The sequence below is a fragment of the Croceibacterium xixiisoli genome (assembly GCF_009827305.1).
Classification (GTDB): domain Bacteria; phylum Pseudomonadota; class Alphaproteobacteria; order Sphingomonadales; family Sphingomonadaceae; genus Croceibacterium_C; species Croceibacterium_C xixiisoli.
Window position 1 is genome coordinate 113,901 of the sequence record NZ_WTYJ01000004.1, and the last position, 26,292, is coordinate 140,192.

Consider the following 26,292-nt stretch of genomic DNA (forward strand, 5'->3'; position numbering starts at 1 on the left):
GGCCTATTCACTTCCCGCCTTCCGTCTCCTCCGCGATCCGCTGCGCCAGCACCTGCTTCAGCCGCTCCCGCTCCGCCTCGCTCCAGCCGGGCGGCTGGGTCACCGCCGTCCAGGCATCGACATAATGTTCGGGTGCATAGACATGGCCGTGACCCATCGGGGTGGTGGTCGCCAGGCCCAGGTCCAGTCCCAGCTGCAGGAAGGTGATCAGCGGGTACCAGCGCAATTCGGGTGACACATCAGGCCCGCGCGGCCCGCTCATCCAGGCCGGCGGGCGCCAAGCGGATTGCGTTTCGAAGAAGGTGATCGGATCGCTGGCATATTGCAGATAGACGATCCGCATCGGCCCCCAGGGCGCCTGCGCCCGGTTCAGCGCATTGTCCTGGCCGGTAAAGCGGATCACCGATCCATCGCGGAACTGGGGCAGCCAGGCCGGCGATCCGGGCCGGCGCTCGCGCGTCACCTGGTTCCAGGTGCGGCTGGGGAAGGGCGGCCCGCTCCACAGCGCACCATGATAAGGATCGCCGATCACGTCGAACAGGTCGGCCGACAGGTCGGAATTGAGCGCCCCCAGGCTCAGCCCATGCAGATAGAGCCGCGGCCGGCTCTCGCGTGGCAGGCTGTGCCAATAGCCATAGATCTTGCGGAACAGCGCCCTTGCCGTGTCCGCACCATAGGTCGGCTCCACCATCAGCGCCATCCAGCTGGGCAGATAGGAATATTGCACCGCCACCGTGGCGACATCGCCATGGTGCAGATATTCCAGCGGCATCTGGCTCGCCGGGTCCAGCCAGCCGGTGCCGGTGGGGGTAGCGATCACCAGCACCGACCGCTCGAACGCGCCGACCCGTTGCATTTCCGCCAGCGCCAGGCTGGCGCGGGTTTCGATATCCTCGGCCGATTTCAGCCCCACATATACCCGCAGCGGCTCCATCGCCGGGCGCCCGCTGAACGCGGTGATCTCCGCTGCGGTCGGCCCCGTCGCAATTGCCGAACGGCCCATGCGCCCCAGATCGGCCCAGCGCAGCAGCGATGCGTCGCTGCCGCTCTTGCGCGGATCGGCCGGCTGCACCAGCCCATCATCGAATTGCCCGTCGAGCTGGCGATAGGAGCTATCGAGCGTGCGGATCCCCGCGCGCAGCAGCACCCCATTGCCGATGCCCCAGAACAGCATCAGCGACAGCGCGATCCCGATCACGGCGGATACGCGGCGCGGGGCAAAGCGGTCGACGAAATCGGTAATGATCCGTGCAATCCGCTTGAACAATCGCCCCAGCAGGATGATCACGATCACCACCGCGCTGGCCACGCTGCCAACCAGGATCGGCCGCGCGCTGTCCACCACCGGCATGCCCATCGCCAGCCTTACGGAGTTCTGCCATTCCGATGCATGCCACAGGAAAATGCCGGCAATGATCACACAGGCGATGGCCGCCACGATCTTCGATCCGCGCCCGATCCGGCTGGCATCCCAGGCGGGCAGATGCAGCAGGCGCCACAATCTGCGCAACAACACCCCGATGCCATAACCCAGCGCGAAGGCCACGCCGGACAGCAATCCCTGGATCAGCCCGTCGCGCGGCACCAGGCTCGGCGTCAGCGATCCGGCGAAGAACAGCGTGCCCAGCCACAGGCCCGATCCGCACAGCGACATCAGGAACTGCGCCGGAATCTGCCGCAGGCGGTCGGCCAGCCGGGCCAGCGAGAAAGTGGGGCGGGGCATCATGCCGCCCCTTCTAGCCACAAGCGCGCCCCTCTGGCGAGGCTGGCCTACCCCAGTCTCTTTTTGGCCCCGGTCTTTTATCGGCCTTCAGTCGCGCAGCTGTCGCAGGGCCAGCCGGGCCGTCAGCGCGGGGCGGAAGGCAAAGCCCGCCACCACCCCGATCGCCACCAACGGCAGCACCCACAATAGCCAGCTGACCAGTCCCATCGTCACTCCCACGCCCCATAGCCACAGCGACAGCGCCGCCAGCAACAGGCCGGCGCCGGTCCAGCGCAGCGCGCGCGTCCGCGCGGCGCCGGGCTTGCGGGCAAAGGCCTGCAGATGATGCTTGTCCGTCGCCAGCGCGAAGGAGGTAACCCCGGCATAGGTCAGATAGAGCGAGATCAGGATCGCGATCATGCCATCTGCTCCGTTCCCTGCGCAGGCTTCCGGGGCGCGGCAATCCGGTCCATGCCGGTCTTCACCCGCATCGCCAGCCAGCCGAACAGCGCGCCGAATGCCCAGAACGCGGCATCGAAACTCAGCCGCCCGATATCGCCCGTGGTCAGATGCAGCCAGCCATGCCCGCCCAGCAGCGGCGCCCCGATGCACGCCAGCGCCGCCAGGCCGAAGATATCGCGCCAGGCCTGCGCCGGCGGGCGCAGCGCAGCATAGCCAAGGCTGGCGAGCCAGGACCAGAAAAACGCCTGCACCGCCACCCCGGCGCGCCCGTCCATCACCGCCGGGGCCAGCCGCTCGGCCCAGAAAAACGCCGCGCAGGCCAGGCACAGCCCGGCCACCGCCGCCACATTCACCGCATGCACCAGCCGCAGCCAGGCCGGCGCGCCGCGCTTCGTCTCGCGCTTGGCCGTGAACACCAGCAAACCGGTGCCGACCATCGCCGCGGCGGACAGCCCGACCAGGAAATAGGCCCAGCGCACCAGCGGCCCGCCCCATTCGACATAATGGATCGCCGCGATGAAGGATTGCACGCGCGCCGCCGCCGAATGGTTGGTCGCCCGCAGCATGCGGCCGTCTGCCGCGCTGTAGGCGATCTGTTCCACCTGCTGCGTCACCCGGTCGCTGCGTGTACGATAGGCTTCGATGGTGGCATGGGCATGGTTGGGGTCGCGCACCGCCAGATAGGCGGTGTTGCCCGCGCCGAACTGCCGCTCCGCCGCGCGATTCACCGCCTGCAGCGGCACCATGGGCGCGGGCGGGCCGGGCGGCGGCGCGTCGATCGGGCTGACATATTGCAGCGAAATCGCCTCCCGCCGGAAAGCGTCCTCGGATCCGTCATACAGCGAATGGATGCCCGCCGGGATATAGAGCCAGTACAGCGTGACCAGCCCGGTATAGACGATGATGATGTGGAACGGCAGCGGCAGCACGGACAGCACATTGTGCCCGTCCAGCCAGGCCCGATGCCGCGATGCGCCGGGGCGGAACAGGAACATATCCTTGAAGATCCGCTTGTGCACCACGATCCCGCTGATGCAGGCCACGATCATCACGATCCCGGCCATGCCCACGATCCATGTCCCCACCGGGCCCAGCTTCACCCAGTTGCGGCTGACATTGATCATGTAATGATAATCGATGAAGAACCCGCCGCCGCGCGTCTCGCGCGCAATGGCTTCGCCGCTTTCGGGCTGCAGCCTGCGCGTGGTCCCCTTGCCGGCATGGTCGCGCCAATAGACCTTGATGCTCGGCTCGCGGTCGGTCGGCAGCGTCAGCCGCCACAGCTGCGCGTCGGGGGCGTGCCGGTCCAGCCAGGCTTGCCCGGTGGCGATTGCCCGGTCGCGCGTTTCGGCGGTCTGGTATTGGTTGTCGGCCGGCATTTCCGGCGTCACCCATTGCGTCACCTCGGCATGGAACACCGCGATCGATCCGGTGAACAGGATGCCGAACAGCAGCCAGCCGAAAAACAGCCCGGCCCAGCTGTGCAGCCAGGCCATGGACAGGGTGAAACCGGCCTTCATGGCTGCAACATCCCGGCCAGCAGCATCAGCAGCGCCGCCAGCGCGAAGGGCAGGCCCACCGCCTTGGGCAGGGACATGGGTGAAAAGGCCCAGATTACCACCCCGGGCGCCAGCAGCAGCGCCAGATTGGTCGATATCAGCACCGCATCGGCGCGCGAGGCCCAGCCGCCGGCCACCAGCGCCAGCCCCAGCGCGTCAGCCGCGAAACAGAGGATTGCATAATTCGCCACCAGCGCGGCCAGCACCCGCGCGATGATGGTCATGGCGGGCGGAACGCGGCTTGCGGATGGGGATACCGGCGGCTGAATGGTCATGATCCCGCAATGGCACAAGCGAACACCGCCGCACACCACCGGCTGGATGGTGTGCGGCGGTGTGTCCGTCAGAAGTCGAACTGCGCCGAAACCAGGAAAGTGCGCGGCATGGACAGGCCGAAGGTGGTCGATCCGCCACGGCCCATCCAATGGCTGCGATTGCCGACATTGGTGATGGTGGTGCTCAACCGGATCGGCACAGCCTCCGTGCCGGTCTTGAAATTGGCGCCCAAGTCGAACGATACGAAGCCCGGAATGCGGGTCGTGCCGCCACCCGTGCCGGCATCGATGAAGGCCTCGCCATTATAGACCGCGCGGCCCACCAGGCCGACCCGTTCGACAGGGCGGAACTCCAGCCCGGCGGTGCCGCTCCATTCGGAAACGCCGTTCACGAACCGGCCATCCTGCAGCCCGCGATTGGTCCGCTGGCGTTCGGCATCCAGATAGAGGCCGCCGACCGTCAGGGTCAGCTGCTCGGTCAGCTGGCCTACGGACGACAGCTCGATCCCGCGATAGCGGTTCTTGCCATCGGCCTCCCGGCGGAATGTCGTGTCGGTCACCACCACATCGATCAAATTCTGCTGGTCCATCTCGAACACTGCCAGCGTCGTCAGCATGCCGCCGGCCAGCAGCTTCACGCCCACTTCGTTCTGCTTGGCCTTCATCGGCGACAGCGTCTCGCCCGCATTCACGTAACGCGTGTCATTGGCCACCAGCTGCCCGCGCGAAAAGCTTTCGGTATGCCCGGCATAGATCGAAAGGTTGGGGGTGATGCGATAGGTCAGGCCATAGGTCGGCAGGATATTGTTGTTCTTGATCCGCACCCCGGTCACTTCGTTCAGGAAGTTCTCGTCCTTCATCGATGCGGCCAGCAGCAGGTCGAACTTGCCCAGCGTGATCACATCGCTCAGCGTCAAGCCGACATTGGTTTCGGTCCACTGCAGCACCGGATTGCCGCGCGCCGGGATGATGAAATCGCTGGTGTAATCGACCCCGTCATACAGCCCGCCGATGATCGTGCCGGGCTGGCTGTTGGTGCTGACGTTCCAGTATTTCGCAATCGAAAGATCCGCTGCCAGCGCCACATTGTGCCGCAGCGGGCCGGTGGCGAACTTGCCCCTGATGCCCAGCTGGCCGTAATAGTTTTCGGTCGATTCCACCTGCGCGTTGGAAACATTGGCGGTCGTGAACCCGCCCGCATTGTCGAAGCGCAGGGCAGAGCTGGAATTGTATTTGTAGCCGCTCTTTTCCATCGAACCGTAATTGGCGAACACCGCCCAATCGTCGGACAACCGCTGTTCGTGGTTCAGCGTCACGACATAGCCATGCATCTGCTTCGTCGTGCCCAGGAAGTCATAATCGGTCGATGCATCGGGCGCGGTCGGCAATTCGCTGCCCGATCCGCCGAAGGTGAACCAGCGCTGCCCGCCATCGATCCGCAGGTCGAAATAGCCGCCGAACAGATTGCTCGAACTCGATCCGCTCTGGTGGTCCAGGTTCAGGAAGATGTTGTTGCTGTTGTTTTCCGCGCCATCCAGCGCCAGCCCGCCGTTCAGCACTTCGGCATTGACGCGCACGCCCCAGGATTTGTTGCCGCCGAACCGGCGCGCCACATCGAAATAGGCGCCGAAATTGCTGCGCCCGGAAAAGGTGGAGGTGAAGCGGTTGACCTCTTCCAGCGGCGCCGCCTTGGTCACGATATTCAGCGTGCCTGGCGCAGCGGTCGCACCGCTGTCGGTGCCATTGTTGGACATGTTCACGCCATTGACGGCGGCATTGGGGCCCGATGTGATGTCGATCCGGTCGATCACATGGGACGGCGGGGTGGTGAACTGCGAAAACATGCTCGGCACGCCGTTCAGCATCATGTGATTGCCGTTCATGTTCACGCCGCGCATGCTGAAATCGCTATACATGGGCGAACTGGTGCTGGACCGGATCGAGGGATTGTTCTGCAGCACATTGGCCAGCGGCAGGCTGGGGTTGTTGAACAGTTCCAGCTGCTTGGATGTCATGCTCTGCAGCGAATAGGGGATCTGCATCACCGACTGGTCGCCCAGGATGCCGAGCCGGCCCTTGTCTTCCAGCAGCCCGCCCGGCAGCGGCTCGGCCCGCACCAGAATCTCCTCGCCCTCTTCTTCCGTCGCACTGTCGCGCGATCCGTCCTGCGCATGGGCCGCAGCGGGAAGAAGCATGGCAAGCGCCGCCAGGCTGGCGCCGGTGAAAAGCTGTCTGGACATTGGGAACCCCTGATTGTTCGCGCCTTGTCAGGCTTTGCGAAAACCGGCTGGCATTGACGCTCAGGCGTCCGCCGGCCGGCAATCTCTTCGCAAATGCAGCGCGTTGTGAATGGGCGCGCCGGTAGGGTCGGTCCGCGCGCCTGTCATCCAAATTACCGTAATAATACGTTACGTAACGCCGTTTCGCCCCGTTTCATCTAGAATATCAGTGGGTTGGGCAGGGTATCAGAAGTTGACCCGCACCCCGCCATAACCGCTCAGGCCCTGAGTATTGGTGCCGTAGCTCATCTGATATTGCTTATCGAACAGGTTCACCACCCGGCCATAGAGCTGCAGCCTCGCTGAAATGTCGAACGATGCCAGCAGATCGACCACGGCATAGGCCTGGGTCACCCCGCCAAAGCCGGATGTATCCTTGTCGCGATAGCGAGCCCGCGCAGTCACCTCGACATTGTCCGTGGGCAGCACGGTCACGGCGGTGGTGCCGGTGTATTTGGGGCGGCCGCTGTCAACATAGCCGGCCCCGATGGTGTTGGCGACTTCGTGATCGGTATAGGTGAACATCTGGCTGATCCGCACCGCCTCATGCGGTTCGGCCGTCAGCCCGAATTCCACCCCCTGTGCCCGGGTGCGGCCGAATTGGGCATAGCCGCCGAAGGGTGGCCGGCTGGCATCCCAGACGATTTCATTGCGCTTGCGCTGGTTGAAATAGGTAAGCTGGAATTTCAGCCAATTGTTGACGTAGAAATCCGCCCCGGCGTCCCAGCCTTGGCTGGTCTCTGCCTGCAGATCGGGATTGCCCGATGACGGATCGAACAGCTGATACAGCCCCGGCGCCTTCGCACCCGTCCCATAGCTGGCGCGCAGCTTCACTGCGTCCAGAACATAAGCGACCGTTGCGCGATAGGTGTCGAAAGCTCCAAAACGGTTGTTGTCATCGATCCGTGCCGCCCCGGTTACGGTCAGACGGTCGGTCGGGCTCAGCGCCATTTCGGCATAGGCGGAACTGGTGTCCATCCCCTCGCGGAAATTGCCGGAAAAGCTGGTGGTCTGATTGGTCCGCTCGCGCTCCAGATTGCCGCCTGCGGCCAGGCTGATCTCCCAGATCGGGCGCCAGGTCAGATCGAGCAACAGATTGTCCTTGGTCCCGCGATAGGCATCGCCTTGCGGGGCGTTCCACTGCCCGAAATACAGCCTGCGCGCCTGATAACGGCTCGCCGTCGCCTTGGCGCTGAAACCATTCGCAGTATAGTGGGCCTGGCCCGCAACGGCATGTTCGACCTTGCGGACGACGTCGTCGCTGTCGCTGCCGGTGTTGTCCAGATCGGAAAAAGAATCCTGCCAGAACCCGATTGCCTGGAACTGCAAATCTGGGCTGGCCTCGATCCCGATCCGGCCGGAAAAGCCATAGCGGGAATAGCCATCCTGTTCCGTCACCGGAACATCGGCCGTCGCCGGATCGGTCAAGGACGGGCCGGCATGTTCATATCCGGTGGCCGTGACCCGGAAATCCATCGGCCCGGCGCCGCCCAGCACGGATACACCGCCGCTGGTGGTCCCGTAAGAACCGGCCTCGGCCTCTGCACTGACCTCCACTCCATTTCCTGTGCTTCGGCGGGTGGTGATATTGATCACCCCGCCAATGGCATCGGACCCATAGAGCGCGCTCTGATTGCCGCGCAGCACCTCGATCCGCGCGATGTCGTGGCTCACCAGATGATCGGGGGAAAAGGCGGTGCTGATATTGCTCGGGTCGCCCAGCTCGATGCCGTCGATCAGCCACAGTACCTCATCGCTGCTCGATCCGCGAATGCTGACGCTGGTCATGTCGCCTGGGCGGTCGCTGGAAATTTGCACCCCCGGCACGTCCTGCAATGCGTCCTTGAGGAAGCGAGCCTGATTGAGGGCCAGATCGTTGGCGGTAATCACGGAAATCGCGCTGCCGATCTGTTCAACATAGTCGATTGCCCGCGAAGCGGTGACAACAATTTGGCGGCTATGCCTCATGATGATCGGCTTCGCTGCCGCGTCTTCTTCCTCCTGCGCGAAAGCCTCGCTGGGGGTAGACATCGCCAGGGCAACGCCCAGCATCCCGACGCAATTCTTCATCATCATCCGACCCCCTGCATATCCCCCGCGCGGCGTGGCTCTGGCCACTTCCGTACCATCGGGGATAGTGACGCGGTGCTTTGCCTACCGCCTGCCCCGCGTCAAGGATCGGACCGCTGTGGTTTCCGCCAACCACAGCGGTTGCCCGGCATCAGCCGAGCAGTTCTTCCTCGCCCAACACCTCGTCCAGCACCGTCACCCGCACGCGCTCGATACGGCTGGGGCGGGTGGACTGGATGGTGAAGGCCAGCCCGTCGCGTTCGATCACCTCGCCCGGTTCGGGCATGCGGCCGAATTCGAACAGCAGGAACCCGCCCAGGGAGGTATAGCGCCGCACGCTCATCAGCGCTTCCCGGCCGATCGCCTCGCCCAGGTCGTCGCGGGTGATATGCGCGTCCACTTCCACCGTGCGCTCGTCGATGCGCACGATATCGCCCTCATCCTCATCCTCGGCCAGATCGCCGGCGATCGCGGCGAAGATATCGGTCGAGGTGACGATGCCGTCGATATTGCCATGCTCGTCCACCACCACGGCAAAGCGTTCGCCGGTTTCGCGCAGCACGTCGATCAGGCGCAGCGCCGTGATCTCGTCCGGCACCACCAGCGGCCGTTGCGCCAGCGCGGCCAGATCGCCGCCATCTTCCAGCAGCAGCGCGGGCAGGGCGACACGGGTTTCGACAAAGCCGATCATGTCGTCCAGCCCGTCCCGGCACAGCAGCACGCGCGTGCGCCCGCTTTCGATCAGGCGGTCACGATTGGTGGCGGCATCATCCTCCACATCCAGCCAGAAGATATCCGCCCGCGGTGTCATCAGCGCGCGCACCGGCTGGTCGGCCAGTTCGATCACGCCGCGGATCATCGCCTGTTCGGCCGGCTGGAAGGCATCGCTGTCCAGCCCCTCCTCATCCGGCGCCGGGGCGCTGGTGCCGGCCTGCGCCGGGGCGGGGGTGAGCAGGCGATAGATGCTGTCCGCCGCCCGCTGGCGGATCGGCACATGCGCCAGCGCCTTGCGCCGGTTGCTGCTGCTCATCTGGTTGAACATCTCGATCAGGATCGAAAAACCGATCGCCGCATAGAGATAGCCCTTGGGAATGTGGAACCCGAACCCTTCGGCCACCAGGCTGCAACCGATCAGCAGCAGGAAGCTCAGGCACAGGATGATCACCGTCGGATGCCGCCCGACAAAGGCGGTCAGCGGCTTGGAGGCGGCGATCATGATCAGCATGGCCACCACCACGGCGGTCATCATCACCCACAATTCATCCACCATGCCAACGGCCGTGATGATCGAATCGAGAGAGAATACCGCGTCCAGCGCGATGATCTGCGTGATCACCACCCAGAAGGCGGCGTGAACCGGCCCGGCCGGACCATGATGGTCATCGCCTTCCAGCCGTTCGTGAATTTCCTTGGTGGCCTTGATCAGCAGGAACACCCCGCCGCCGATCAGGATGACATCGCGCCAGGAAAACGCCTTGCCGGCGATTTCGAACAGGGGCGCGGTCAGGCCCACGATCCAGGCGATGGAGGCCAGCAGGCCCAGCCGCATGATCAGCGCCAGGCTCAGCCCCAGCAGGCGCGCCTTGTCCCGCTGATGCGGCGGCAGCTTGTCGGCCAGAATCGCAATGAAGACCAGATTATCGATGCCGAGCACGACTTCGAGCACAATGAGGGTCGCCAGCCCCGCGAGTATGTGGGGGTCGAGCAGCATCTCCATTACGAATTCATCTCCGGCACAATTTCACAATGGCGTGTTTGATAGCGGCAGAAAAACCGATGTGGGGGATTTTTTATCCCGCGCTCGCTGCACTGGCCTGGCGCAGGGGCCGCTTGCGGTCCACCCGGCCCAGCAAACGCGCCGCGATCAGCGTGCCCGCCAGCGTCAGCACCGCCACCATCAGGCCGATACCAAGCAGATGCGCCTCGGTGATCTTTTCCACCGAACCCAGCGTCCGCACGGCGAAATAACCGGGCGCGAACATCACCGGCACCCACAGGATCGCGGAACTGACATTGGCCAGGTGGAACCGGCGGCTGTTCATGTCCATCACCCCGGCCACCAGCGGCACGGTGGCCCGGATAGGCCCCAGAAACCGGCCGAGGAAGATCGAGGCAAAGCCATAGCGGCGGAAAAACAGCCGCGCCCGCGCCACCATCGGGCGATTGCGCTTGAGCGGCCAGCGGCGATAGACCGACGGACCGATGCGGCGGCCCACAGCGTAGGACACCCAGTCTCCCATGATGGCGCCAAATGCGGTCCACAGCAGGATCGGCACCGGGTCCAGCACGCCGGTGCCCAGCAGTCCACCCACGGCAATCATGATGGCGGTCGCCGGAAAGAACAGCCCCACCACCGCCAGCGATTCGCCAAATGCCAGCAGGCCGATGATCGGCCCGGCCCATACGCCATATTCGGTAATGGCGGCCGTCACGCGCGGGATCACATCGTCCAAGCAGGGTTCCTCAAAACTAAGTTTGATGGGTCGCAATATAGGGGGTGGATTACCGTTGAGAGAATTGCGGCGCGCAAATCGCCCGAAATCCCGCACGTCTGGCCCGCATTTCCCGCCCGTGGCGGTCTTGCCGGGGAGATTGGATCTGCAACCACCCCCGCCTGGCTGTTCCGCCTGTCATCAAACTGACCAGCTTCACCCATATTGGTATAGTCCAGTTTGGAGGAATTGATGATGACAGGTTCACAGCGGCTGGCAGGCATGATCACAACCGGAGCGATGACAGCGTGCGCCATGATCGCCCTGCTGGCCGGCACGGCGCAGGCTGCGGCGGGCGATCAGCCTGTCGCGACGCCGGTGGTGGAACGCGTGTTCCCGCTCGACAATCCGCTGCCGCGCCGCGCGGGCGGCGTGCAGCCGAGGCCGGAGGCGCAGCCCCTGACGGTCGGCGCCGTCCCGGTGGCGCGCCGCCTCGGCGACCTCGTCGAAACCGACCGGCAGAATGTGCCCGCCCAGCTTCCGGCCGGCGATTTCACGGTCGAACTCTGGCTGCTCGATCACGTCAACCAGCCCGTCGGCACGTTGATCGGCACGGACAGCACCGCGTCCGATGGCTGGGTGCTGGGCTATCGTTCCGGCCAGGCCATGTTCGGTCCGCTGGCGGCCGGCCAGGCCACGCCCTCGGCCCAGGCGCCGGTCGGCGAAGGGTTCAAGGAATTCTGGCATCACCTCGTCGGCGTACGCGAAGGGCGCGAATGGCGGCTCTATGTCAATGGCGCACTGGCAGCGCAAACCACGGCGGATGCCCCCTCAGCCGCCGTCGCTTCGCTCGATCTGACCGGCTATTTCGCGGCCGAACGCTTCATGCATTTGCCCGATCTGGTGAAGGCCAATGCCACCTATGATCATGCGCTGGATCAGGCAGAGATCGCCGCCGTTTTCGCCCGTCGCACCGCGCTGGTGGAACAGGGCATATTGGCACCGGGCGAACTGCATTTCACCCAGCCCCCCTATCTCAACAGCCCGACGACATCGTCGATGGAACTGTCCTGGGAAACCGATCGCCCCGCTGCCGCCCGCGTCGAATGGGGTGAAACCGCCGAGAGCCTGCAACAGCGCAGTTTTCCCGCCAATGGCCAGCGGCTGGGCGGCATGCAGCTGGATGGGCTGAAGGCCGATACCCCCTATTTCTACCGCGTGGTTGTGCGCGATGATGCCGGCGGGGAACGCGATTCCGGCCTGCTCTCCTTCCGCACCGCGCCCGAACCGGGCATGCCTTTCACCATCGCTATCAGCGGCGATACCGAGGCGCGCACCCATATCAACAGCCGCATGAGCGCGCTGATCTGGGAAGAACGGCCGAGCCTGTTCATGCTCGCCGGGGATCTCACCGATGGCGGATCGGCGGAAAACCGGTTCCAGTGGACGCATGAATATTTCGCCGGCATGGGCCCGCTGTTCGGTCGGGTTCCCGTCGTCGCGGCGCCCGGCAATGGGGAGGAGGAACTGCAGTGGTTCCGCCATTATCACCGTCAGCCGGGCGATGAAGCCTTCTTCAGCCTGCCCTATGGCGATGCGGAAATCTTCGTGCTGGACAGCAATCTGGAAGATCGGGAAGAACGCGAACCCGGCTTCCGCGCGCGGCAGCGCGTTTGGCTGGAACAGGCGCTGGCCCGCTCCACCGCCAAATGGAAAATCGCCATCCATCACCACGCGCTGATGTCGACCGATGATGATGATTACGGGGATAGCTGGACCGGCAAATCCACCGCCAGCGATCCCGAAGCCATCGCTGATTTCCAGTCGCTCTATGAAAAATACAATGTCGATCTGGTCATCCAGGGCCATCTCCACACCTATGAACGCAGCTGGCCAATCCGCGATGGGCAGATCGATCCGGCGCGCGGCGTCACCTATGTGCAGGTCGGCGGCATGGGCGGCAATCTGGAGGATTTCCAGCCGACCAAGCCCTGGTTCAACCGCAAGAATTTCCGCGATCATCATTTCCTGATGCTGCGCGGCGCCGGCGATCGGCTGGAGGCTGAGGTGATCGACGCCGATGGCCGACTGCGCGACAGCTTCACCCTGTCCAGCCGGTAATGGGCAACAGCCGGAGACGCTGCCGGCTTGCATTTTCTGGTATAGTCCAATAAATTCAGCAGGGCATGCGGGCGGCGATCCGCAGTGGTCCAGGGCGGGGGGCAGCCTCCGCCCTCGGGTTCAGTCTGCAGGCAAGGTGCCGTATGATCGACAGTATATTCCTGATTATCAACAAATTTGGCCACCTCACCTATGGGGAGGATGTGAGCCAGCTCGAACATGTCCTGCAATGCGGCTATCTCGCGCTGGAAGATGATGCACCGCCGTCGCTGGTCGCGGCTGCCTTGCTGCATGACATTGGCCAATTCATTGATGATGCCGGCAATGCGGCCGAAAAACTCGGCATCGATGCCCGCCATGAAGTGGTCGGGGCCGACTATCTGGGGCGGTGTTTCCCGCCGTCCGTGACGGAGCCGATCAGGCTGCATGTCGATGCCAAGCGCTATCTGTGCGCGGTGGAGCCCGGTTATGAGCAGGCCCTGAGCGGTGCCTCGGCCCTGAGCCTGCGGCTGCAGGGCGGGGCAATGAACGCCGAAGAAATCGAACGCTTCCGCCAGGGGCCGCATTTCGATGCCGCTGTCAGGCTAAGACGTTATGATGACGGCGGAAAAAAGCCGGAAACGGCAGTGCCCGATCTCGAAAGCTATCGGCCCATGCTCCAGGCGCTGATGCATTCCGCTTAGGATTTTTCGCGCTCGGCAGGTGGGCATGATCGCCCGTGTCGGCACCCGTTTCCTCTGATCCTGGCTGCACATGCTGCGGCCGGGATCGTCGCGTCAGAACGCCTGCCCACAGCCATCGTGGTGCCCTGTTGCACGGTGCCCCGGAAAAAATGCACCGGGCGGCAAACCAGATCCCAAACTGTCACCGTCCTGTAATGCCAATCTGGCCTATACCAGTTGACTGCTTCAGTGTGATTCGCGGCACTTCGATCCGGCTCTTCCCGGCGTGGTGCCGCGCGGGCTGGGCGGCAGTCGATTGTGGACATTCTTTGGGGGCCCTCATGGTCAGCTTTCGCCTAACCCTTTCCCGTTCATCGCTCCTGCTTTCGACGTCCTGCGTCGCGCTGGCGATGATTGCCGCACCCGGCGCCGCTTCTGCCGAAGAGGCAGAGCAAACCGTCAGTGAGCCGATCATCGTCAGCGGCCAGCGCCTCAGCAACACCGTCTCGATCGAGAGCAAGCGCACGGCGGACAATGTCGTCGATGTGATCTCGGCCGATGATCTGGGCCGCATGCCCGACGCCAATGTCGCCGATGCGCTCGCGCGCATTCCGGGCATCTCCGTGGTCGTCAATCAGGACACTGGCGAAGGCGAATATGTCGCCGTGCGCGGCCTGTCCGGCACCTACAACGCCGTCTCGATCAACGGCGTGCGCGTGGCGCAGACCGATCCGAGCAGCCGCGATGTGTCGCTGACCGTGCTCCCGCCCAACGGCCTGGCCGAAGTGCGCGTCACCAAGACACTGACGCCCGATCAGGATGGCGATGCCATCGGCGGCTCGATCAATTTCCGCACGCCCACGGCGTTCGATTTCCGCGATCGCATGGTCCTGCGCCTCTATGGTGCCGCCGGCTTGAACCAACAGGCTGAGGATGCGGGCGAAAATTCGCAATCCTATCAGCTGCAGGGCGATTTCGGCCTGCGCTCTGCCGATGACCGCTTCGGCGTGTTCGTCTCGGCCAATTACGGCCTGTCGCATGGCAATGGCCAGGAAACCGAGAATGACGGCGAATGGGAACCCTTCAACTGGCGCAAGGATTCCGAAGAGATCATCGATCAGAGCAATATGCATCTGCCCGGGATCGATCTGGATTATCGCCGGCTGAAGCAGACCCGTTACGGCGGCAATGCCTCGTTCGATTTTCGCGGTGACACCACCCAGCTTTACCTGCGCGGGCAATATTCGCGGCAGGAACAGCGCGGCAGCAACGATCTGGTCGTCTACACCAACGCCCCCACCGCCCGCCTGACCCAGGTGGATGAAGATGATGCCGGGCTGCGGCAGCCGGGTGACATGGTCACCGGCATGGATCCGACCAAGGGCCGCATCTATGGCTACAACACCAGCCAGATCGTCGATGTCGATGGCGACGGGCTGATCACCGATGCCGACGCCACGGGCGAAGGTTATTGGTCGCTCAACGGCCGTTCGGGCACCTGGAACCCGCAGGCGTTCGAATTCGCGCGCGATTTCGGGACAATCAATCTCGATCAGACGCTCTATACCATCAATGCCGGCGGCCGCAGTGAACTTGGCCAGCTGACGCTGGAATATGATGCCAGCTATTCGGGCGGCAAGCGCGGCACGCCCGACGGCTATGAAATCAGCTATGGCTGCGAAGCCTGCACCTTCCCGCTCAACGCCACCGGCATCGACTGGATGACCAGCGATCCGCGCTTCCCGCGCGCCGGCCTGCCCGAATATGCCCGTTCGGTGGAACGCGATTCCTCGCTGCTGCAGTTCGACGGGGCGGAACATTTCCGCGAAGAACAGACCGATGACCGTTTCGCCCTCCGGCTGGATGCGCGCTATGATTTCGGCAGCGTGCTCGATCATGTGAAGATCGGCGCCAAATTCATGCAGTCGAAGCGCCGCTTCGATTACACGCTGCTCTATGACGGCGATTTCGCCGGCACCCCGCTGGACGGGCTGAACCTGGAAGAATCCGGCCTGGTCCAGAAAGAAGTGACCAGCATGCTGGGTGGCCAGTATTATTTCGGCGACGTCTATGATCATGATGCCGTGGTCGCCGCGATCCGCGCCGCAACACTGGCCAATCCGGTCGATCCGGATGATGAGGACCAGCTGGTCGATGACAAGGAATCGACCGAGAAGGTCTATGCCGCTTATGCGCTGGCCAATTTCGATTTCGATACGCTGCGGGTGATTGCCGGCGGTCGCTTCGAACATCGCGCCACGCACAATCGCTTCTGGTCTGACGATGGCGACAACAGCGGCTTCGACACCACCGATCGCAGCTATTCGGTGTTCCTGCCCAGCGTCACCGCAATCTGGCGCCCGTCACCGCGCCACACCGTGCGCGCGGCGGTCTGGACCGGCTATTCGCCGCCGGAATTCGGCTATATCTCGGGCGGTCAGACGATCACCCGCGAACCGGGATCGGATGAAATCATCGCCATCAGCCGGGGCAATCCGGATCTGAAGGCTGCCCGCGCGGTCAATTTCGATGTGTCGCTGGAATATTACCCGGACAGCACCAGCATCATTTCTGCCACCGGCTATTACAAGCACATCAACAATTTCATCTTCACCAATGGCAGCGAGGTTGCAGCCACCTCCACCAATGGTGCGATCGAAATCACCCAGCCGCAGAACGGGGAAACCGCCACGCTCTATGGTTTTGAACTGAACTTCATCAAATCGCTGCAGGGTCTGGCCGAACCCTTCGACGGCTTCGGCCTGGAAGGCAATCTGACCGTGCAGAACAGCGAGGCGGAAACCGGCCTGCCCTATCGCGAAGGGCGCCCGATCCGGCTGATCAACACGCCGCATCTGCTGTACAATGCCGCGCTGACGTTCCAGCGCTATGGCATCGAAGCCAAGCTGTCCTACAATTATCGCGGCAAGTTCATCGAAGATCTGCGCGACAATGCGGTCGACAAATGGGTGCGCCCGAATGAAAGCCTGGACTTCCATTCCCGCTACCATGTGACCGAGAATTTCGCCGTCGATTTCGATGTGTCGAACATTTTGGGCGGCTGGAAATACTACACCACCAAGGGCGACAATCCGTCCTATATGAAGGATTACATGGAACCGGGCCGCACCTTCACCCTGCGCGCCAGCTACGTGTTCTGATCCTCGACAAACCTCAGGGTTGCGCCGTTCGGAAAGGTTCCGGGCGGCGCGCCTGCACTGTGCTTGACCATTGCCGACCTGCCTTGCAAAGCTTGCATCCATGCGATCCGCTATCGAGATGTTTCCCCGGCAGGAAAAACTGAGCGAGGCCGATGGCCCTCAATATCTCGCTTTGCGGGATCACATCGCGCTCAATATCGAAATCGGCCGGCTGCTGCCCGGTTCGCGCCTGCCGTCCGAACGCCAGTTCCAGTCCGAAGCTGGCATTGCCCGCGGCACCATCCGCCAGGCCCTGTCCCAGCTGGAGGCGGAGGGGCTGATCTACCGCCGCGACCGTTCCGGCTGGTATGTCTCCCCGCCCGCGATCACCTATGATCCGATGCGCTGGGCCGGCTTCATGGCCTATGTCGCCGAACAGGGCCGCGTGCCCGCCACCACCACGCTGGAAAAAAGCATCCGCCCGGCCACCGCCGCGCTGGCCGATATCTTCCGCGTGGCGCCGGGGGCCTCGCTGTACGAGATCCGCCGCCGCCGCATGATCGATGGCCGCTCCGTGCTGGTCGAACGCATCACCGTGGATCCCGCGCTCGCGCCCGATCTGCTGTCCCATTCGCTCGACGGCTCACTGACCGATATATTGAAGAGCGAATATGGCGTCACCGTCGCCCGCAACCGGGTGGACATGCGCCCCTGCGCCCTGGTCCGCGACGCGGCCGAGGCATTGGGCGTTCACTCAGGCACGCCAGGCCTGCTGGTCGTGCGCACCAGCTTCGATGCCAGCGGCCGGGTGGTGGAATATGACCAGGAATATTGGCGCCACGACGCCATCCGCGTCCATGTGGACCTGACCGTGCGCGAAGAAACGATCCCGCCGAAGTAACCGACCTCAGCCTGCCATCACCCGGTCCATGACATCCTCCGCCAGGGCGAAGCCGGTCGATGCGCCGGTGCCGCTGGTCACCACCACCAGATGCACACCGGGCAGTGGGTTGCGGATAATGCTGTGCGCCGGCCCGCTGGCATAGCTGCCGGTCCAGCGGTGGGTCACCGCCGGTGCCGCCCCGAATAGCGCGCGATATTGCCGCAGGATCGCCTCATCCACCGCTGCGGAGGCGAAGGGTTCGGGCGTGGGCGCATAGCTGTGGCTGTCGCCGACCACCAGCGAACCATCGGCGCTCTGCACCACGATCAGATGGATGCCGTGCTCCAGTTCCTCGCGCGCTTCGATATCCAACCGCCGGCGCAATGGGGCCGCCTCAGCCAGATCGGCATAGCCGGCATAGCGTATCAGGCTCAGATCGCTCATCACCGGGGCGGGCAGGCGCCAGCCGGGCGGGGCCAGTCGCAGCATCTGCAATTGGCAGCGCGTGATGGCGGCATCGCGATAATCCTGCGGAAACAGGCTCGCCCAATCATCCCCTGGGCAGGCGATGATCTGCGGCGCGCGCACCAATGTGCCATCGCTCAGCAGCACCGCCCCCGGCTCGATCCGGCTGGCCGCGACACCCCGGCGGAATGTCACCTGCCGCTCCCGTTCCAGCCAGCCGGCCAGCCGGGGAATGGCCGTGCGCGATTCCACCCGCAGATCGGCATGGGACAGCAGGGCACTGCGGACATCGCCCGCCAGCATCGGGCACAATTGCCGCGCCTGCGCCGCCGTCAGCCGCTCGCAGCCATCGCCCATCTCGGTACCGGCAAAGGCCTCGATCACATCGGCCGCCTCGGCCCGTTGCGCCACCAGCAGCAGGCCCTGCTGTTCCAGCGCAATGCCCGCCTGCGGGGCAATCTCTCGCCAGATGGCGGCACTGCGCCGGGCCAGCTGCCACACCGCACCACGCTGTTGCCCGGTCACCGTGACGAAGCCGAAATTGCGCACCGATGCGCCATTGGCCTGGTGGTCCCGGTCCACCACCAGCACCGGCAAGCCGCGCTTCACCGCCGCCAGCGCATGGGCCAGGCCGATGATGCCCGCCCCGACAATGATCAGATCATGCTGCAACGGGGCGCCGCCCGTGCTGCCGGCCCAGATGCAGATGGAAATAGATGGCCGACATCAGCGCCAGCACGCTCACCGCGATGGCGGTCAGATAGGCGCAGTTGATATAGAATTGCAGCCAGTCCAGCTCCGGCGCGCCCAGGCTGCGATACAGCAGCAGCACCACACTGCCGACATAGCCCGAACTGTCGGCGATATAGATCAGGAAACCGGCATTGCCCGCATGGCCGATCGCCGCGATCATCCGGTCGAACAGCATGGCATTGAACGGCGTATAGGCCAGATACAGCCCGGCGCCGGTCAGGATCATGTAGGACAGCGGCTGCAGATACCCCATCTGGAATGCCAGCGTCGCCAGCCCCAGCAGCATGGCCCCGGCGATGATGATCCCATGCATCGCCAGCAGTGCGCGCACATTGTCGCGGATCAGCATCAGCGCCCCCAGCGCCGCCAGCGCGGCAATCGCCACCGGCAGCTCGCTGGCCGAAAACACCGATGCCACCCCGCCATAACCCATCGCGGTCCACAGCTCGGCGGCGAAATTGTCGCGGAAATCGCGCACGGCGGTCAACAGCACATAGCCGGCCACCAGCAGGATCATCGCCAGGCCATGCCGGCGCAGGAACGCCACCCGGTCGGTCTTGAGCATCGGCACCCGCACCGTGCGTTCGGCTTCGTCGCGCGCATCGGGCGGCGGCAGCCGCTCCAGCAGATGGAGGGACAGCAGCAGCAGCGGGAAAAACAGCGCCCCGGTGGCGGCGGGCATCCACATCTCGCTCACCCCCCAGGCCATCACCATCATCGCCACCGATTTGACCACGCCCGATGACAGGATGAAGCTTGCGCACAGCAGCGCGCCCATCGCCTCGGAAGCGCGGCGCCCTTCGACATAGCTGAACACCAGCCCCCAGATCATGCCCAGCGGCAATCCGTTCAGGAACAGGAAGGCGATGTTCCACGGCGCCGGCACCGCCGCAAACAGCAGCAGCGCCATCCATGACACGCCGATCAGGCCCAGGATCGCCTTGGCCCGCCCGGCGCGGCCGAATTCGGCGATCACCTTGATCCCGATCAGCTTGGACAGCGCATAACCCAGCACCTGCGCAATCAGCAGCGCGGTCTTGTAATCCAGCTCGAACAGCCAGCCGTTCTGTTCGGCAAAGGTCGCCGCCGCGATCGGCTTGCGAAACGCATACATGGAAAAATAGGTGCAGAACGCGGCCGCCGCGCCCAGCGGCAGGGAGGTGGCGGCGCCCGCGCGCCAGGATTTCAGAATCGGAAACACCGCAGCCTCGCATTCATTGCTCGGTAATTGGTGTATACCAGTTTCAAGACGATTTGGTGACGGCGGGCGGCATTTGCCCAATCGCTCATTCGTTAACGGGAAATTTCCAGGTTCCTCCGTACAGCGAATGCGGGGGAACGGTGACGGCGATGAATTTTGATCTTTTGACCCTGTATCTGCTGGCGATCAGCCTGTTGCTGCTGAGCGCGGGCATGACCTTGTGGGAACGGCAGGTTTCGCTCGTGCGGCGGCACGAACTGGCGCTGTTCGCGGGCGGCTATGCCGCATTGGCGACCGGCTGCACGCTGGCGATCACGCGTGATCTGCTGCCCGGTGCCTGGGGCGCGGCGCTCTGCAATCTGGGGATGATGGCCGGCTATCTGCTGATCCTCAACGGCGTCGCGGCCTTCGGCGGGCGTCGCTATCGCACATCGGCCGCCGTCATTCTGGTTGCCATCGCGGCTGTCTGGGCCCTGTGGGGCGTACAATGGCAGAACAGCCTGTGGAGCTATGTCAGCGCCCTGCCGATCGCCGCCGTCTGCGGCATCGCCGCGCGCGAAGTGCGGCGCAATCTGCTGCTCCAGCCGCTGCGATCGCGCCGGGTGGTGGTGCTGATCCTGGCCGGGCACGGCGTGTTCTACTTCGGGCGCGGCACGATCTTTCCGATGCTGGTGGAAAGCTTCGGCCCTTCCATGCTCTCCATCGTCAGCAAGCTGACCATGTATGAAGGGGTGCTGTTCGCCGTTGGCCTGCCCGTGGCGCTGCTGGGGCTGATCCGGGAAGAAGCCCATGCCAAGCTGCTCAAGACCTCGCGCACCGATTACCTCACCGCGCTCGGCAACCGGCGCTGGTTCTTCGAACAGGGTGACCGCCTCCTCGACGCAGCCGAAACGCCCTTCACGCTGCTCGCCTTCGATCTCGACCATTTCAAGGCCATCAATGATCGCTTCGGCCATGATGCCGGGGATGAAGTGCTGAAAATCTTCGCCCGCACCGCACGCCGCATGGCGGGCCCGGGGGCGATCATGGCGCGGATGGGCGGGGAAGAATTCGCCGCTTTGCTGCCCGCAACGCCCGCCGCCGCGCGCGCCGTGGGCATGGCCGTGGCCGATCACTTCACCCAGGCCGTCCGGCTGCATTTCGGCGGCGCCGGGCCAAGGGCCACGGTCAGCATCGGCCTGGCCGAACTGGGTGCGGACGGGCACAGCCTGCCCGATCTGCTCTCCGCCGCCGATCAGGGGCTCTATCTGGCCAAGGCGCGCGGCCGCAACCGCATCGAAGCCGCCCCGCATATCCCGCTTGCGGCCGCCTGCTGAGGCGGCCGATCACCCTGCCGGCGGGGTTGCCGGCCAATCCTCGCCATCGATCAGCGGCAGGCGCTGGAACGCCGCGCTCTCCATCGTCAGCGTGATCCGCTCGTTCCCGAAACCCATCTGCTCCCGCGCCACCGCGCGCAGGCTTTCGGCCACCCCGCCGATCCCGCCGCTGGCCACCACGACATAGCTGATCCGGCCGCTGCCGCATTCCACCATGGCCTCCACCGCCTTGCCGATCGCCGCGCCGTGGCAATCGACCACCGCCATTCCGGCCAGGCTCCCGGCGGGGAACAGCGTCGGCGCGGGCGCATTCTGGCTCGCCTCGGCCGCTGCATGGCCGCCATCCTCATACACCCGCTGCCGCCCCAGCCACCGCCAGATGCCGACCATATTGACCAGCGTCAGGAAGCCATTGGTCGCCAGCAGATTGGTCTGCCCGGTGCTCGCGCCCACGATCGACCAGCAGATCGATCCGACCAGGAACACGACAAAGCCCCATCCGGTAAAGCGCGCGCCCAGATTGGCCGCCGTCATCATCGCGGCGATCATGGTGGCAGCCGGTGCAATCCAGCCTGCAATCGTTTCCAGCGCAATGGCTCCTGCCTATGCTGCGCACCATGCTGCAGCGATCGAGCGTGGAACATTCGCGCCGATGTCGCGTTCCAATCCCGAACCCTGAAAATCGGAGAATGATGATGAACAGCGACACGCTCAAGGGCAATTGGGAACAGGTCAAAGGTCACGTCCAGAAGAAATGGGGCGAACTCACCAATGACGAACTCGATCAGATCAACGGCAGCCGCAAGATTCTGGCCGGCAAGGTACAGGAAAAATACGGCCGCGCTCAGGATGAAGTTGAGCGCGAAATCGATGATTTCGAAAAAACCTACTGATCCCGCATGACATCAGGAGCAGGCCCGCGCAGCATGACTGTGCGGGCCTGTTCGCATGGGGGGAACTGAAGGGGCGAAGGCTGAAGGGGCAGGGCAATGCGGGGCACAATCGCCGGATGGTCCGCCATCCCGCGGAAATTCAGGATCATCATCGGCGCAATCGTGGCGGCCATCCTGCTGCTCGTCCTGCTGCTGGCCGCCTTTCCCGTCACCCTGTTGCGCGGCCTGGCCGAGCGGCAGCTGGCGCAGGAATTCGATGCTCCCGTGACCATCGGCGGCCTCTCGCGCGACAGCCTCCTTTCCTTCACCCCGAACATCACCGTCAGCGATGCCCGCATCGGTCAGCCGGAATGGGCCAAAACCGAGGCCGGGGAAGGCGATTTCCTCACCATCAAGCGCGCCAGCGCGCAGGTGCCGATCCTCTCGCTGCTGAGCGGCAGCCCCGACATCCGCGCACTGCACATCTCGGGCCTCACCCTCGCACTGGTCCGTGACGCAGACGGGCGCGGCAATTGGGAAGGCCGCCCGGGGGAAGAGGGCGATGGCGGCCGCCGCCCCCAGCTCGAACAGCTGACCATCACCGACAGCCGCTTTTCCCTCAGAGACGCCAAGCGCCATCTCGATATCGCCGGCGATCTGCAGGCCGATGCGCAGGGCGGGTTGCGCATCCACGCGGACGGCCAGTTCGACGGCGCCCCCGCCAGCCTGGCCTTCAAGGGCGCCGCGCTCGCCGGGGCAAAGGCGGGTGCCGCCTGGCCCTTCACGGCGCAGCTGGATGGCGACCGGCTCGCTCTCACCGCGCGCGGCACCATGGCCGGCGCGCTCAATTTCGGCGACATGAAGCTGGCGCTCACCGCCCGCGCGCCCAGCCTCACCCAGCTCGATTACATCATAGAGGCCGGGCTGTTCGGCACGCAGGATATCGATATCAGCGGTGACGTTCGCCATCAGGGCGAAGACTGGTTCATCGATCGGCTGGAGGGCACGATCGGCCGCTCGCAATTGCGGGCCAAGGCGATCGTGCGCAAGCGCGACGGCCGCACGAAGATCGACGCGCGGATCGACGCCTCGCAGCTCGATTTCGACGATCTGGCCGATGACGAAGGCCTCGCCAAAGCCCGCGCGAAGGAAGCCCGCATCGGCAAGCGGATCATCCCCGATGTGCGCGTCAATCTCAGCAAGATGGGCCCCACCGATGGGGTGATCCATTTCGCGATCGAACGCCTGCTGGTGAAGGGCGGCTCCGCCTTCCGCAGCCTGAAGGGCAGGCTGGAACTTGATCACCGCGTGCTCAAGCTGACGAACGCCGTCGCCGGGCTGGAATCCGGCCAGGTCACCGGCTGGCTGACCGTCGATTCCACCGGTGAAGTCCCGCTGATCTCCACCGAACTGCGCGTCACCGGCACCTCGCTCGATACGCTGATCGGCCGGCCGGACATGATCCGTGGCCGGCTTGATGGGCTGGTGCGGATCAATGGCCATGGCGATACCATTCGCGATGGCTTCACCAGCGGCAGCGGCAAGATCGCCTTCGTCGCCCGCAGCGGCGCGATGAACCGCATGGCCGCTTTCGTGCTGGGTCAGGATCTGGGCGGCGCGATCAGCCAGAAACTCGGCGATGACGATGCCATGGCGCCGATCCGCTGTGCGATCCTTGCCTTCACCGCCCGCTCCGGCGTCCTCACCCCCGCGCCGCTCGCCATCGCCACGGATATTTCCAGCGGGCGCGGGCGCGGGCAGATCAATCTGACCGGCGAAACCATCGCCCTCACGCTGAACGGCACGGCCCGCGAAAAGGCGGCCCTGCGTCTGGTCGATCCGATCCGCGTCGGCGGCACGCTGACGAGCCCGGCGATCTCGCTCGATCAGGCAGAAGCCCGTGAAGGCCGCTCCGGCGGCGGCGTCATAGGCGCCATCACCCGCTCGATCGGCAGCGCGCTGGGCCTGCGCAAGGACGAGGAAGAACCCGCCGTCACGCCCCCGTCATCGGTAGACTGCGCCGGCCTCGCCCGCGCAGCCCTGGCCTGAGCAAAAATCCCGTCACGCCATCATTCACTCGCCCGAAAACGACAGGGTGAAGCTGGTCTTGCCATCCTGCACCCCGCCCGTGGCGGAAACCTTCCTGCCGTTGCCTTCAGCCGAAATCATGCCGCTGTCGGCGGAAGAATGCACCATCCCGACCTCCATCCCGCCCGCCGTGAACTTTTCGCGATAGAAGGCGACAACGCTTTCCATGCTGTCATCGGTCACCAGCACCGCCATCGTGCGCTTGCCCTCATCGGTGTTGCTGACCAGTGCGGATTCCACCGTGGCTCCCGGGTATTTGGGGGCATAATCGGGGAACTGGGTGTTGGCCGCTGCAGCGCCATCGGTGGCGGAAAGCGATCCGTTTTCATTGGAAATGGTCGCCGCGCCATCGCTCCCCTGGGCGAATGTGGTCCCGCCGATCGTCGTGCTTTCTTCCGAAGACCCGCAAGCTGCCAAGCCCGCCAGCGCAAAAATCACGAAAACCCGCATCAATCTCTCCCATGTGGTGGCAATGATCCCGATCATAAGGCGGCGGGCGGGTCGGTCCACCCGGAATGTCGCACCCAACCACGCTCTAGTCGCAGCGGCGTGGGCAAAGGCGTCAACTCCAAACCTCGCTCCCGGACCCAGAGGGTCCGCAAGGCCGACCGGCCGCCCGCAGCGCCGCAGGCGCGAGGACAGCCAAGCGGCCCGGATGGGCCGCGCCGGCGCCTGAGGCCAAAACAAACAGACCCGCAAGGCCGACCGGCCGCCCGCAGCGCCGCAAGGCGCGAGGAGCCCTCAAAACCGATAGGACATCCCGATCATCCCGCTCGCATTGGTTCGCTGCCGCACGATCGGCGCCTCGGCCACCACGGGCAGCAGCCGGCTTGCTCCCGCCGTCGCCGTCAGCGTGATCCGCTCGCCGGCGCGATAGCGGCCCGTCACGCTGGCGGTCACATCCTTGAAACCGGCGCGCGCGGTATAATCGCCCGATCCGGCGGGGTTGAAATAGCGCTCATTGTGCCGGCGATCGGCCCAGCCCACGGCGATGCCGGGCGCCAACGCCAGCTCCGGCGTCAGCATGATGGGAAAAGTGATCGATGCCTCGCCCGTCGCGCCGCCGGTGCCGCCGGCCACCGCCTGGGTCATCTGCCCGCCGATCACCGCCGGGCCGATGGTCATCCGCGCAAAGGCCCGCACGCCCAGCGCGTCGGACACGCGGCCCGTGCCGTCGCGCAGGTCGCGCTGGCTATATCCGATCAGATAGGTCGCCGACAGGCCCAGCGTCGCCGCGCCCTGCCGGATCTGCACCCCGGCGCCATCGGTGGTGTTGAGGAAGAACGGCCCCGCCGTTGCATCGATCAGGGGGATGGGGATGATCCGCATCCGGTCTGACCCCTGATGGCCGGGCACCGCCAGCAGGCCCGCCCCGATCTCCTGCGCGCCGGCAGGGTGGGGCAGCGCCATGGCGGCAATGAACAGGGGCAGGGCGTGGCGCCGGCTGCAGATCATGGAATGCTCCTTGGAAGAGGTGATGCTTCGGAATTCTCGGCCCGCCGGGCCAGCGCGCGGTTGAGCGCTTCGAAATCGCCGCGAAACCGCTCGACCCCGATCAGCCAGGGCAGCATGCCGCTGAACCGCTCGCCATGGGTCAGGCGCGTGCCGCCTGCATCGGTGGGGGCCAGGATGAAATAATGCTCCCCATCGAACACGCCGGGCAGGATCAGCTCTCCGCGCCAGCGCAATTCGCGCCCCGGCCGCACCCGCACCAACTGCGGGGAGATCTCCATCGCCTGCCCCGTGCGGGGCGTCAGCGTCATCGTCACGCGGCGGCCGGGCGCCAGCACCCCGTCAAACCGGGTGATGAACGGGTTCCATTGCGGATAGGCGGCCCCGTCGCTCAGCACTGCCCACACCCGCTGCGGCGGGGCGGCGATCCGGGCGGAGGTCACGATCTCCCGCTCCGGCGCCATCCTCCCCAGCAAAAGGGCCAGCAGCAGGACGGCCAGCAGGGTCGCAAGGCTGATCGCGGCGGTCTTCATGCCGCCCCTCTGCAACCATCCGCAATG

Annotated in this window: 21 protein-coding genes; 7 read left to right on the top strand and 14 right to left on the bottom strand. The window is 64.8% G+C overall.

The features are described from left to right. Window positions 1-7 precede the first annotated feature (7 nt). The 8 genes from GRI97_RS16515 to GRI97_RS16550 all read right to left on the bottom strand — a co-directional run bounded on the left by GRI97_RS16515 (window position 8) and on the right by GRI97_RS16550 (window position 10,791). The gene (locus tag GRI97_RS16515) at window positions 8-1,723 is read right to left on the bottom strand and encodes an alpha/beta hydrolase (RefSeq protein ID WP_161392326.1); all 1,716 of its coding nucleotides are present in this window, start codon (window positions 1,721-1,723) and stop codon (window positions 8-10) included. Between the two features lie 87 nt (window positions 1,724-1,810). Continuing rightward, on the bottom strand, window positions 1,811-2,122 hold the full coding sequence (locus tag GRI97_RS16520; RefSeq protein ID WP_161392327.1) for a DUF3325 domain-containing protein: 312 nt from the start codon (window positions 2,120-2,122) through the stop codon (window positions 1,811-1,813). Next, window positions 2,119-3,684: a PepSY-associated TM helix domain-containing protein gene (locus GRI97_RS16525; RefSeq protein WP_161392328.1), complete on the bottom strand. Its 1,566-nt coding sequence runs from the start codon at window positions 3,682-3,684 to the stop codon at window positions 2,119-2,121. Before GRI97_RS16525 ends, GRI97_RS16520 begins: the two co-directional genes overlap by 4 nt. Then, window positions 3,681-3,998, bottom strand: a complete 318-nt coding sequence (locus GRI97_RS16530; protein ID WP_161392329.1) for a hypothetical protein — start codon at window positions 3,996-3,998, stop codon at window positions 3,681-3,683. Before GRI97_RS16530 ends, GRI97_RS16525 begins: the two co-directional genes overlap by 4 nt. Window positions 3,999-4,066: 68 nt before the next feature. Then, on the bottom strand, window positions 4,067-6,238 hold the full coding sequence (locus GRI97_RS16535) for a TonB-dependent receptor (RefSeq protein ID WP_161392330.1): 2,172 nt from the start codon (window positions 6,236-6,238) through the stop codon (window positions 4,067-4,069). A 225-nt stretch (window positions 6,239-6,463) separates the two neighbouring features. Next, complete coding sequence (locus GRI97_RS16540; RefSeq protein ID WP_161392331.1) at window positions 6,464-8,353, bottom strand: TonB-dependent receptor plug domain-containing protein; 1,890 nt, start codon at window positions 8,351-8,353, stop codon at window positions 6,464-6,466. A gap of 145 nt (window positions 8,354-8,498) precedes the next feature. Next, a complete protein-coding gene (locus tag GRI97_RS18950; RefSeq protein ID WP_328598584.1) occupies window positions 8,499-10,058 on the bottom strand; it encodes a TerC family protein in 1,560 nt (519 codons plus the stop codon). Between the two features lie 79 nt (window positions 10,059-10,137). Continuing rightward, window positions 10,138-10,791, bottom strand: a complete 654-nt coding sequence (locus tag GRI97_RS16550) for a DedA family protein (RefSeq protein WP_328598589.1) — start codon at window positions 10,789-10,791, stop codon at window positions 10,138-10,140. Window positions 10,792-11,061: 270 nt separating this feature from the next. Here GRI97_RS16550 and GRI97_RS16555 point away from each other — a divergent pair, with 270 nt between their 5' ends. The 4 genes from GRI97_RS16555 (at window position 11,062) to GRI97_RS16570 (ending at window position 17,603) form a co-directional block, all read left to right on the top strand. Beyond that, entirely contained in the window at window positions 11,062-12,900 is a 1,839-nt protein-coding gene (locus tag GRI97_RS16555; protein ID WP_161392334.1) for a metallophosphoesterase, read from the top strand. Window positions 12,901-13,043: 143 nt separating this feature from the next. Then, window positions 13,044-13,583, top strand: coding sequence for an HD domain-containing protein (locus GRI97_RS16560; protein WP_161392335.1), 540 nt, complete (start codon window positions 13,044-13,046; stop codon window positions 13,581-13,583). 389 nt (window positions 13,584-13,972) lie between these two features. After that, a complete protein-coding gene (locus GRI97_RS16565) occupies window positions 13,973-16,723 on the top strand; it encodes a TonB-dependent receptor (protein ID WP_202392820.1) in 2,751 nt (916 codons plus the stop codon). Window positions 16,724-16,823: 100 nt separating this feature from the next. Continuing rightward, a complete protein-coding gene (locus GRI97_RS16570) occupies window positions 16,824-17,603 on the top strand; it encodes a UTRA domain-containing protein (RefSeq protein ID WP_161392337.1) in 780 nt (259 codons plus the stop codon). A gap of 6 nt (window positions 17,604-17,609) precedes the next feature. Here GRI97_RS16570 and GRI97_RS16575 read toward each other — a convergent pair whose 3' ends face one another. Beyond that, window positions 17,610-18,722, bottom strand: coding sequence for a TIGR03364 family FAD-dependent oxidoreductase (locus tag GRI97_RS16575; RefSeq protein ID WP_161392338.1), 1,113 nt, complete (start codon window positions 18,720-18,722; stop codon window positions 17,610-17,612). Continuing rightward, window positions 18,712-20,004 carry a DUF5690 family protein gene (locus tag GRI97_RS16580; RefSeq protein ID WP_328598585.1) on the bottom strand — a complete coding sequence of 431 codons (1,293 nt, stop codon included), beginning with the start codon at window positions 20,002-20,004 and terminating at the stop codon, window positions 18,712-18,714. The genes GRI97_RS16575 and GRI97_RS16580 overlap by 11 nt, the downstream gene beginning before the upstream one ends. 149 nt (window positions 20,005-20,153) lie before the next feature. Here GRI97_RS16580 and GRI97_RS16585 point away from each other — a divergent pair, with 149 nt between their 5' ends. Next, on the top strand, window positions 20,154-21,320 hold the full coding sequence (locus tag GRI97_RS16585; protein WP_161392339.1) for a GGDEF domain-containing protein: 1,167 nt from the start codon (window positions 20,154-20,156) through the stop codon (window positions 21,318-21,320). 9 nt (window positions 21,321-21,329) lie between these two features. Here GRI97_RS16585 and GRI97_RS16590 read toward each other — a convergent pair whose 3' ends face one another. Continuing rightward, window positions 21,330-21,869 carry a PRC-barrel domain-containing protein gene (locus tag GRI97_RS16590; RefSeq protein WP_202392821.1) on the bottom strand — a complete coding sequence of 180 codons (540 nt, stop codon included), beginning with the start codon at window positions 21,867-21,869 and terminating at the stop codon, window positions 21,330-21,332. Between the two features lie 56 nt (window positions 21,870-21,925). Here GRI97_RS16590 and GRI97_RS16595 point away from each other — a divergent pair, with 56 nt between their 5' ends. Together GRI97_RS16595 and GRI97_RS16600 are read left to right on the top strand one after the other, a co-directional pair. Then, window positions 21,926-22,213: a CsbD family protein gene (locus GRI97_RS16595; RefSeq protein ID WP_407924112.1), complete on the top strand. Its 288-nt coding sequence runs from the start codon at window positions 21,926-21,928 to the stop codon at window positions 22,211-22,213. A gap of 96 nt (window positions 22,214-22,309) precedes the next feature. Next, window positions 22,310-24,241 (top strand): AsmA family protein, encoded by a 1,932-nt coding sequence (locus tag GRI97_RS16600; protein WP_161392340.1) that lies wholly within the window; start codon window positions 22,310-22,312, stop codon window positions 24,239-24,241. A 24-nt stretch (window positions 24,242-24,265) separates the two neighbouring features. On the opposite strand, the gene GRI97_RS16605 is transcribed toward GRI97_RS16600, so the two are convergent. The 3 genes from GRI97_RS16605 to GRI97_RS16615 all read right to left on the bottom strand — a co-directional run bounded on the left by GRI97_RS16605 (window position 24,266) and on the right by GRI97_RS16615 (window position 26,265). Continuing rightward, complete coding sequence (locus GRI97_RS16605; RefSeq protein WP_161392341.1) at window positions 24,266-24,718, bottom strand: hypothetical protein; 453 nt, start codon at window positions 24,716-24,718, stop codon at window positions 24,266-24,268. Window positions 24,719-25,021: 303 nt separating this feature from the next. Then, window positions 25,022-25,735 carry a MipA/OmpV family protein gene (locus GRI97_RS16610; protein ID WP_161392342.1) on the bottom strand — a complete coding sequence of 238 codons (714 nt, stop codon included), beginning with the start codon at window positions 25,733-25,735 and terminating at the stop codon, window positions 25,022-25,024. Further along, window positions 25,732-26,265 carry an SRPBCC domain-containing protein gene (locus GRI97_RS16615; protein ID WP_202392822.1) on the bottom strand — a complete coding sequence of 178 codons (534 nt, stop codon included), beginning with the start codon at window positions 26,263-26,265 and terminating at the stop codon, window positions 25,732-25,734. The genes GRI97_RS16610 and GRI97_RS16615 overlap by 4 nt, the downstream gene beginning before the upstream one ends. Between the last annotated feature and the right edge of the window lie 27 nt (window positions 26,266-26,292).

Coding starts and splice junctions, on each gene's coding strand:
- GRI97_RS16515 (WP_161392326.1), bottom strand. CDS start 1,723: ATGCCCCGCCCCACTTTCTCGCTGGCCCGGCTGGCCGACCGCCTGCGG.
- GRI97_RS16520 (WP_161392327.1), bottom strand. CDS start 2,122: ATGATCGCGATCCTGATCTCGCTCTATCTGACCTATGCCGGGGTTACC.
- GRI97_RS16525 (WP_161392328.1), bottom strand. CDS start 3,684: ATGAAGGCCGGTTTCACCCTGTCCATGGCCTGGCTGCACAGCTGGGCC.
- GRI97_RS16530 (WP_161392329.1), bottom strand. CDS start 3,998: ATGACCATTCAGCCGCCGGTATCCCCATCCGCAAGCCGCGTTCCGCCC.
- GRI97_RS16535 (WP_161392330.1), bottom strand. CDS start 6,238: ATGTCCAGACAGCTTTTCACCGGCGCCAGCCTGGCGGCGCTTGCCATG.
- GRI97_RS16540 (WP_161392331.1), bottom strand. CDS start 8,353: ATGATGATGAAGAATTGCGTCGGGATGCTGGGCGTTGCCCTGGCGATG.
- GRI97_RS18950 (WP_328598584.1), bottom strand. CDS start 10,058: ATGCTGCTCGACCCCCACATACTCGCGGGGCTGGCGACCCTCATTGTG.
- GRI97_RS16555 (WP_161392334.1), top strand. CDS start 11,062: ATGATCACAACCGGAGCGATGACAGCGTGCGCCATGATCGCCCTGCTG.
- GRI97_RS16560 (WP_161392335.1), top strand. CDS start 13,044: ATGATCGACAGTATATTCCTGATTATCAACAAATTTGGCCACCTCACC.
- GRI97_RS16565 (WP_202392820.1), top strand. CDS start 13,973: ATGATTGCCGCACCCGGCGCCGCTTCTGCCGAAGAGGCAGAGCAAACC.
- GRI97_RS16570 (WP_161392337.1), top strand. CDS start 16,824: ATGCGATCCGCTATCGAGATGTTTCCCCGGCAGGAAAAACTGAGCGAG.
- GRI97_RS16585 (WP_161392339.1), top strand. CDS start 20,154: ATGAATTTTGATCTTTTGACCCTGTATCTGCTGGCGATCAGCCTGTTG.
- GRI97_RS16590 (WP_202392821.1), bottom strand. CDS start 21,869: ATGATCGCCGCGATGATGACGGCGGCCAATCTGGGCGCGCGCTTTACC.
- GRI97_RS16595 (WP_407924112.1), top strand. CDS start 21,926: ATGCTGCGCACCATGCTGCAGCGATCGAGCGTGGAACATTCGCGCCGA.
- GRI97_RS16600 (WP_161392340.1), top strand. CDS start 22,310: ATGCGGGGCACAATCGCCGGATGGTCCGCCATCCCGCGGAAATTCAGG.
- GRI97_RS16610 (WP_161392342.1), bottom strand. CDS start 25,735: ATGATCTGCAGCCGGCGCCACGCCCTGCCCCTGTTCATTGCCGCCATG.
- GRI97_RS16615 (WP_202392822.1), bottom strand. CDS start 26,265: ATGAAGACCGCCGCGATCAGCCTTGCGACCCTGCTGGCCGTCCTGCTG.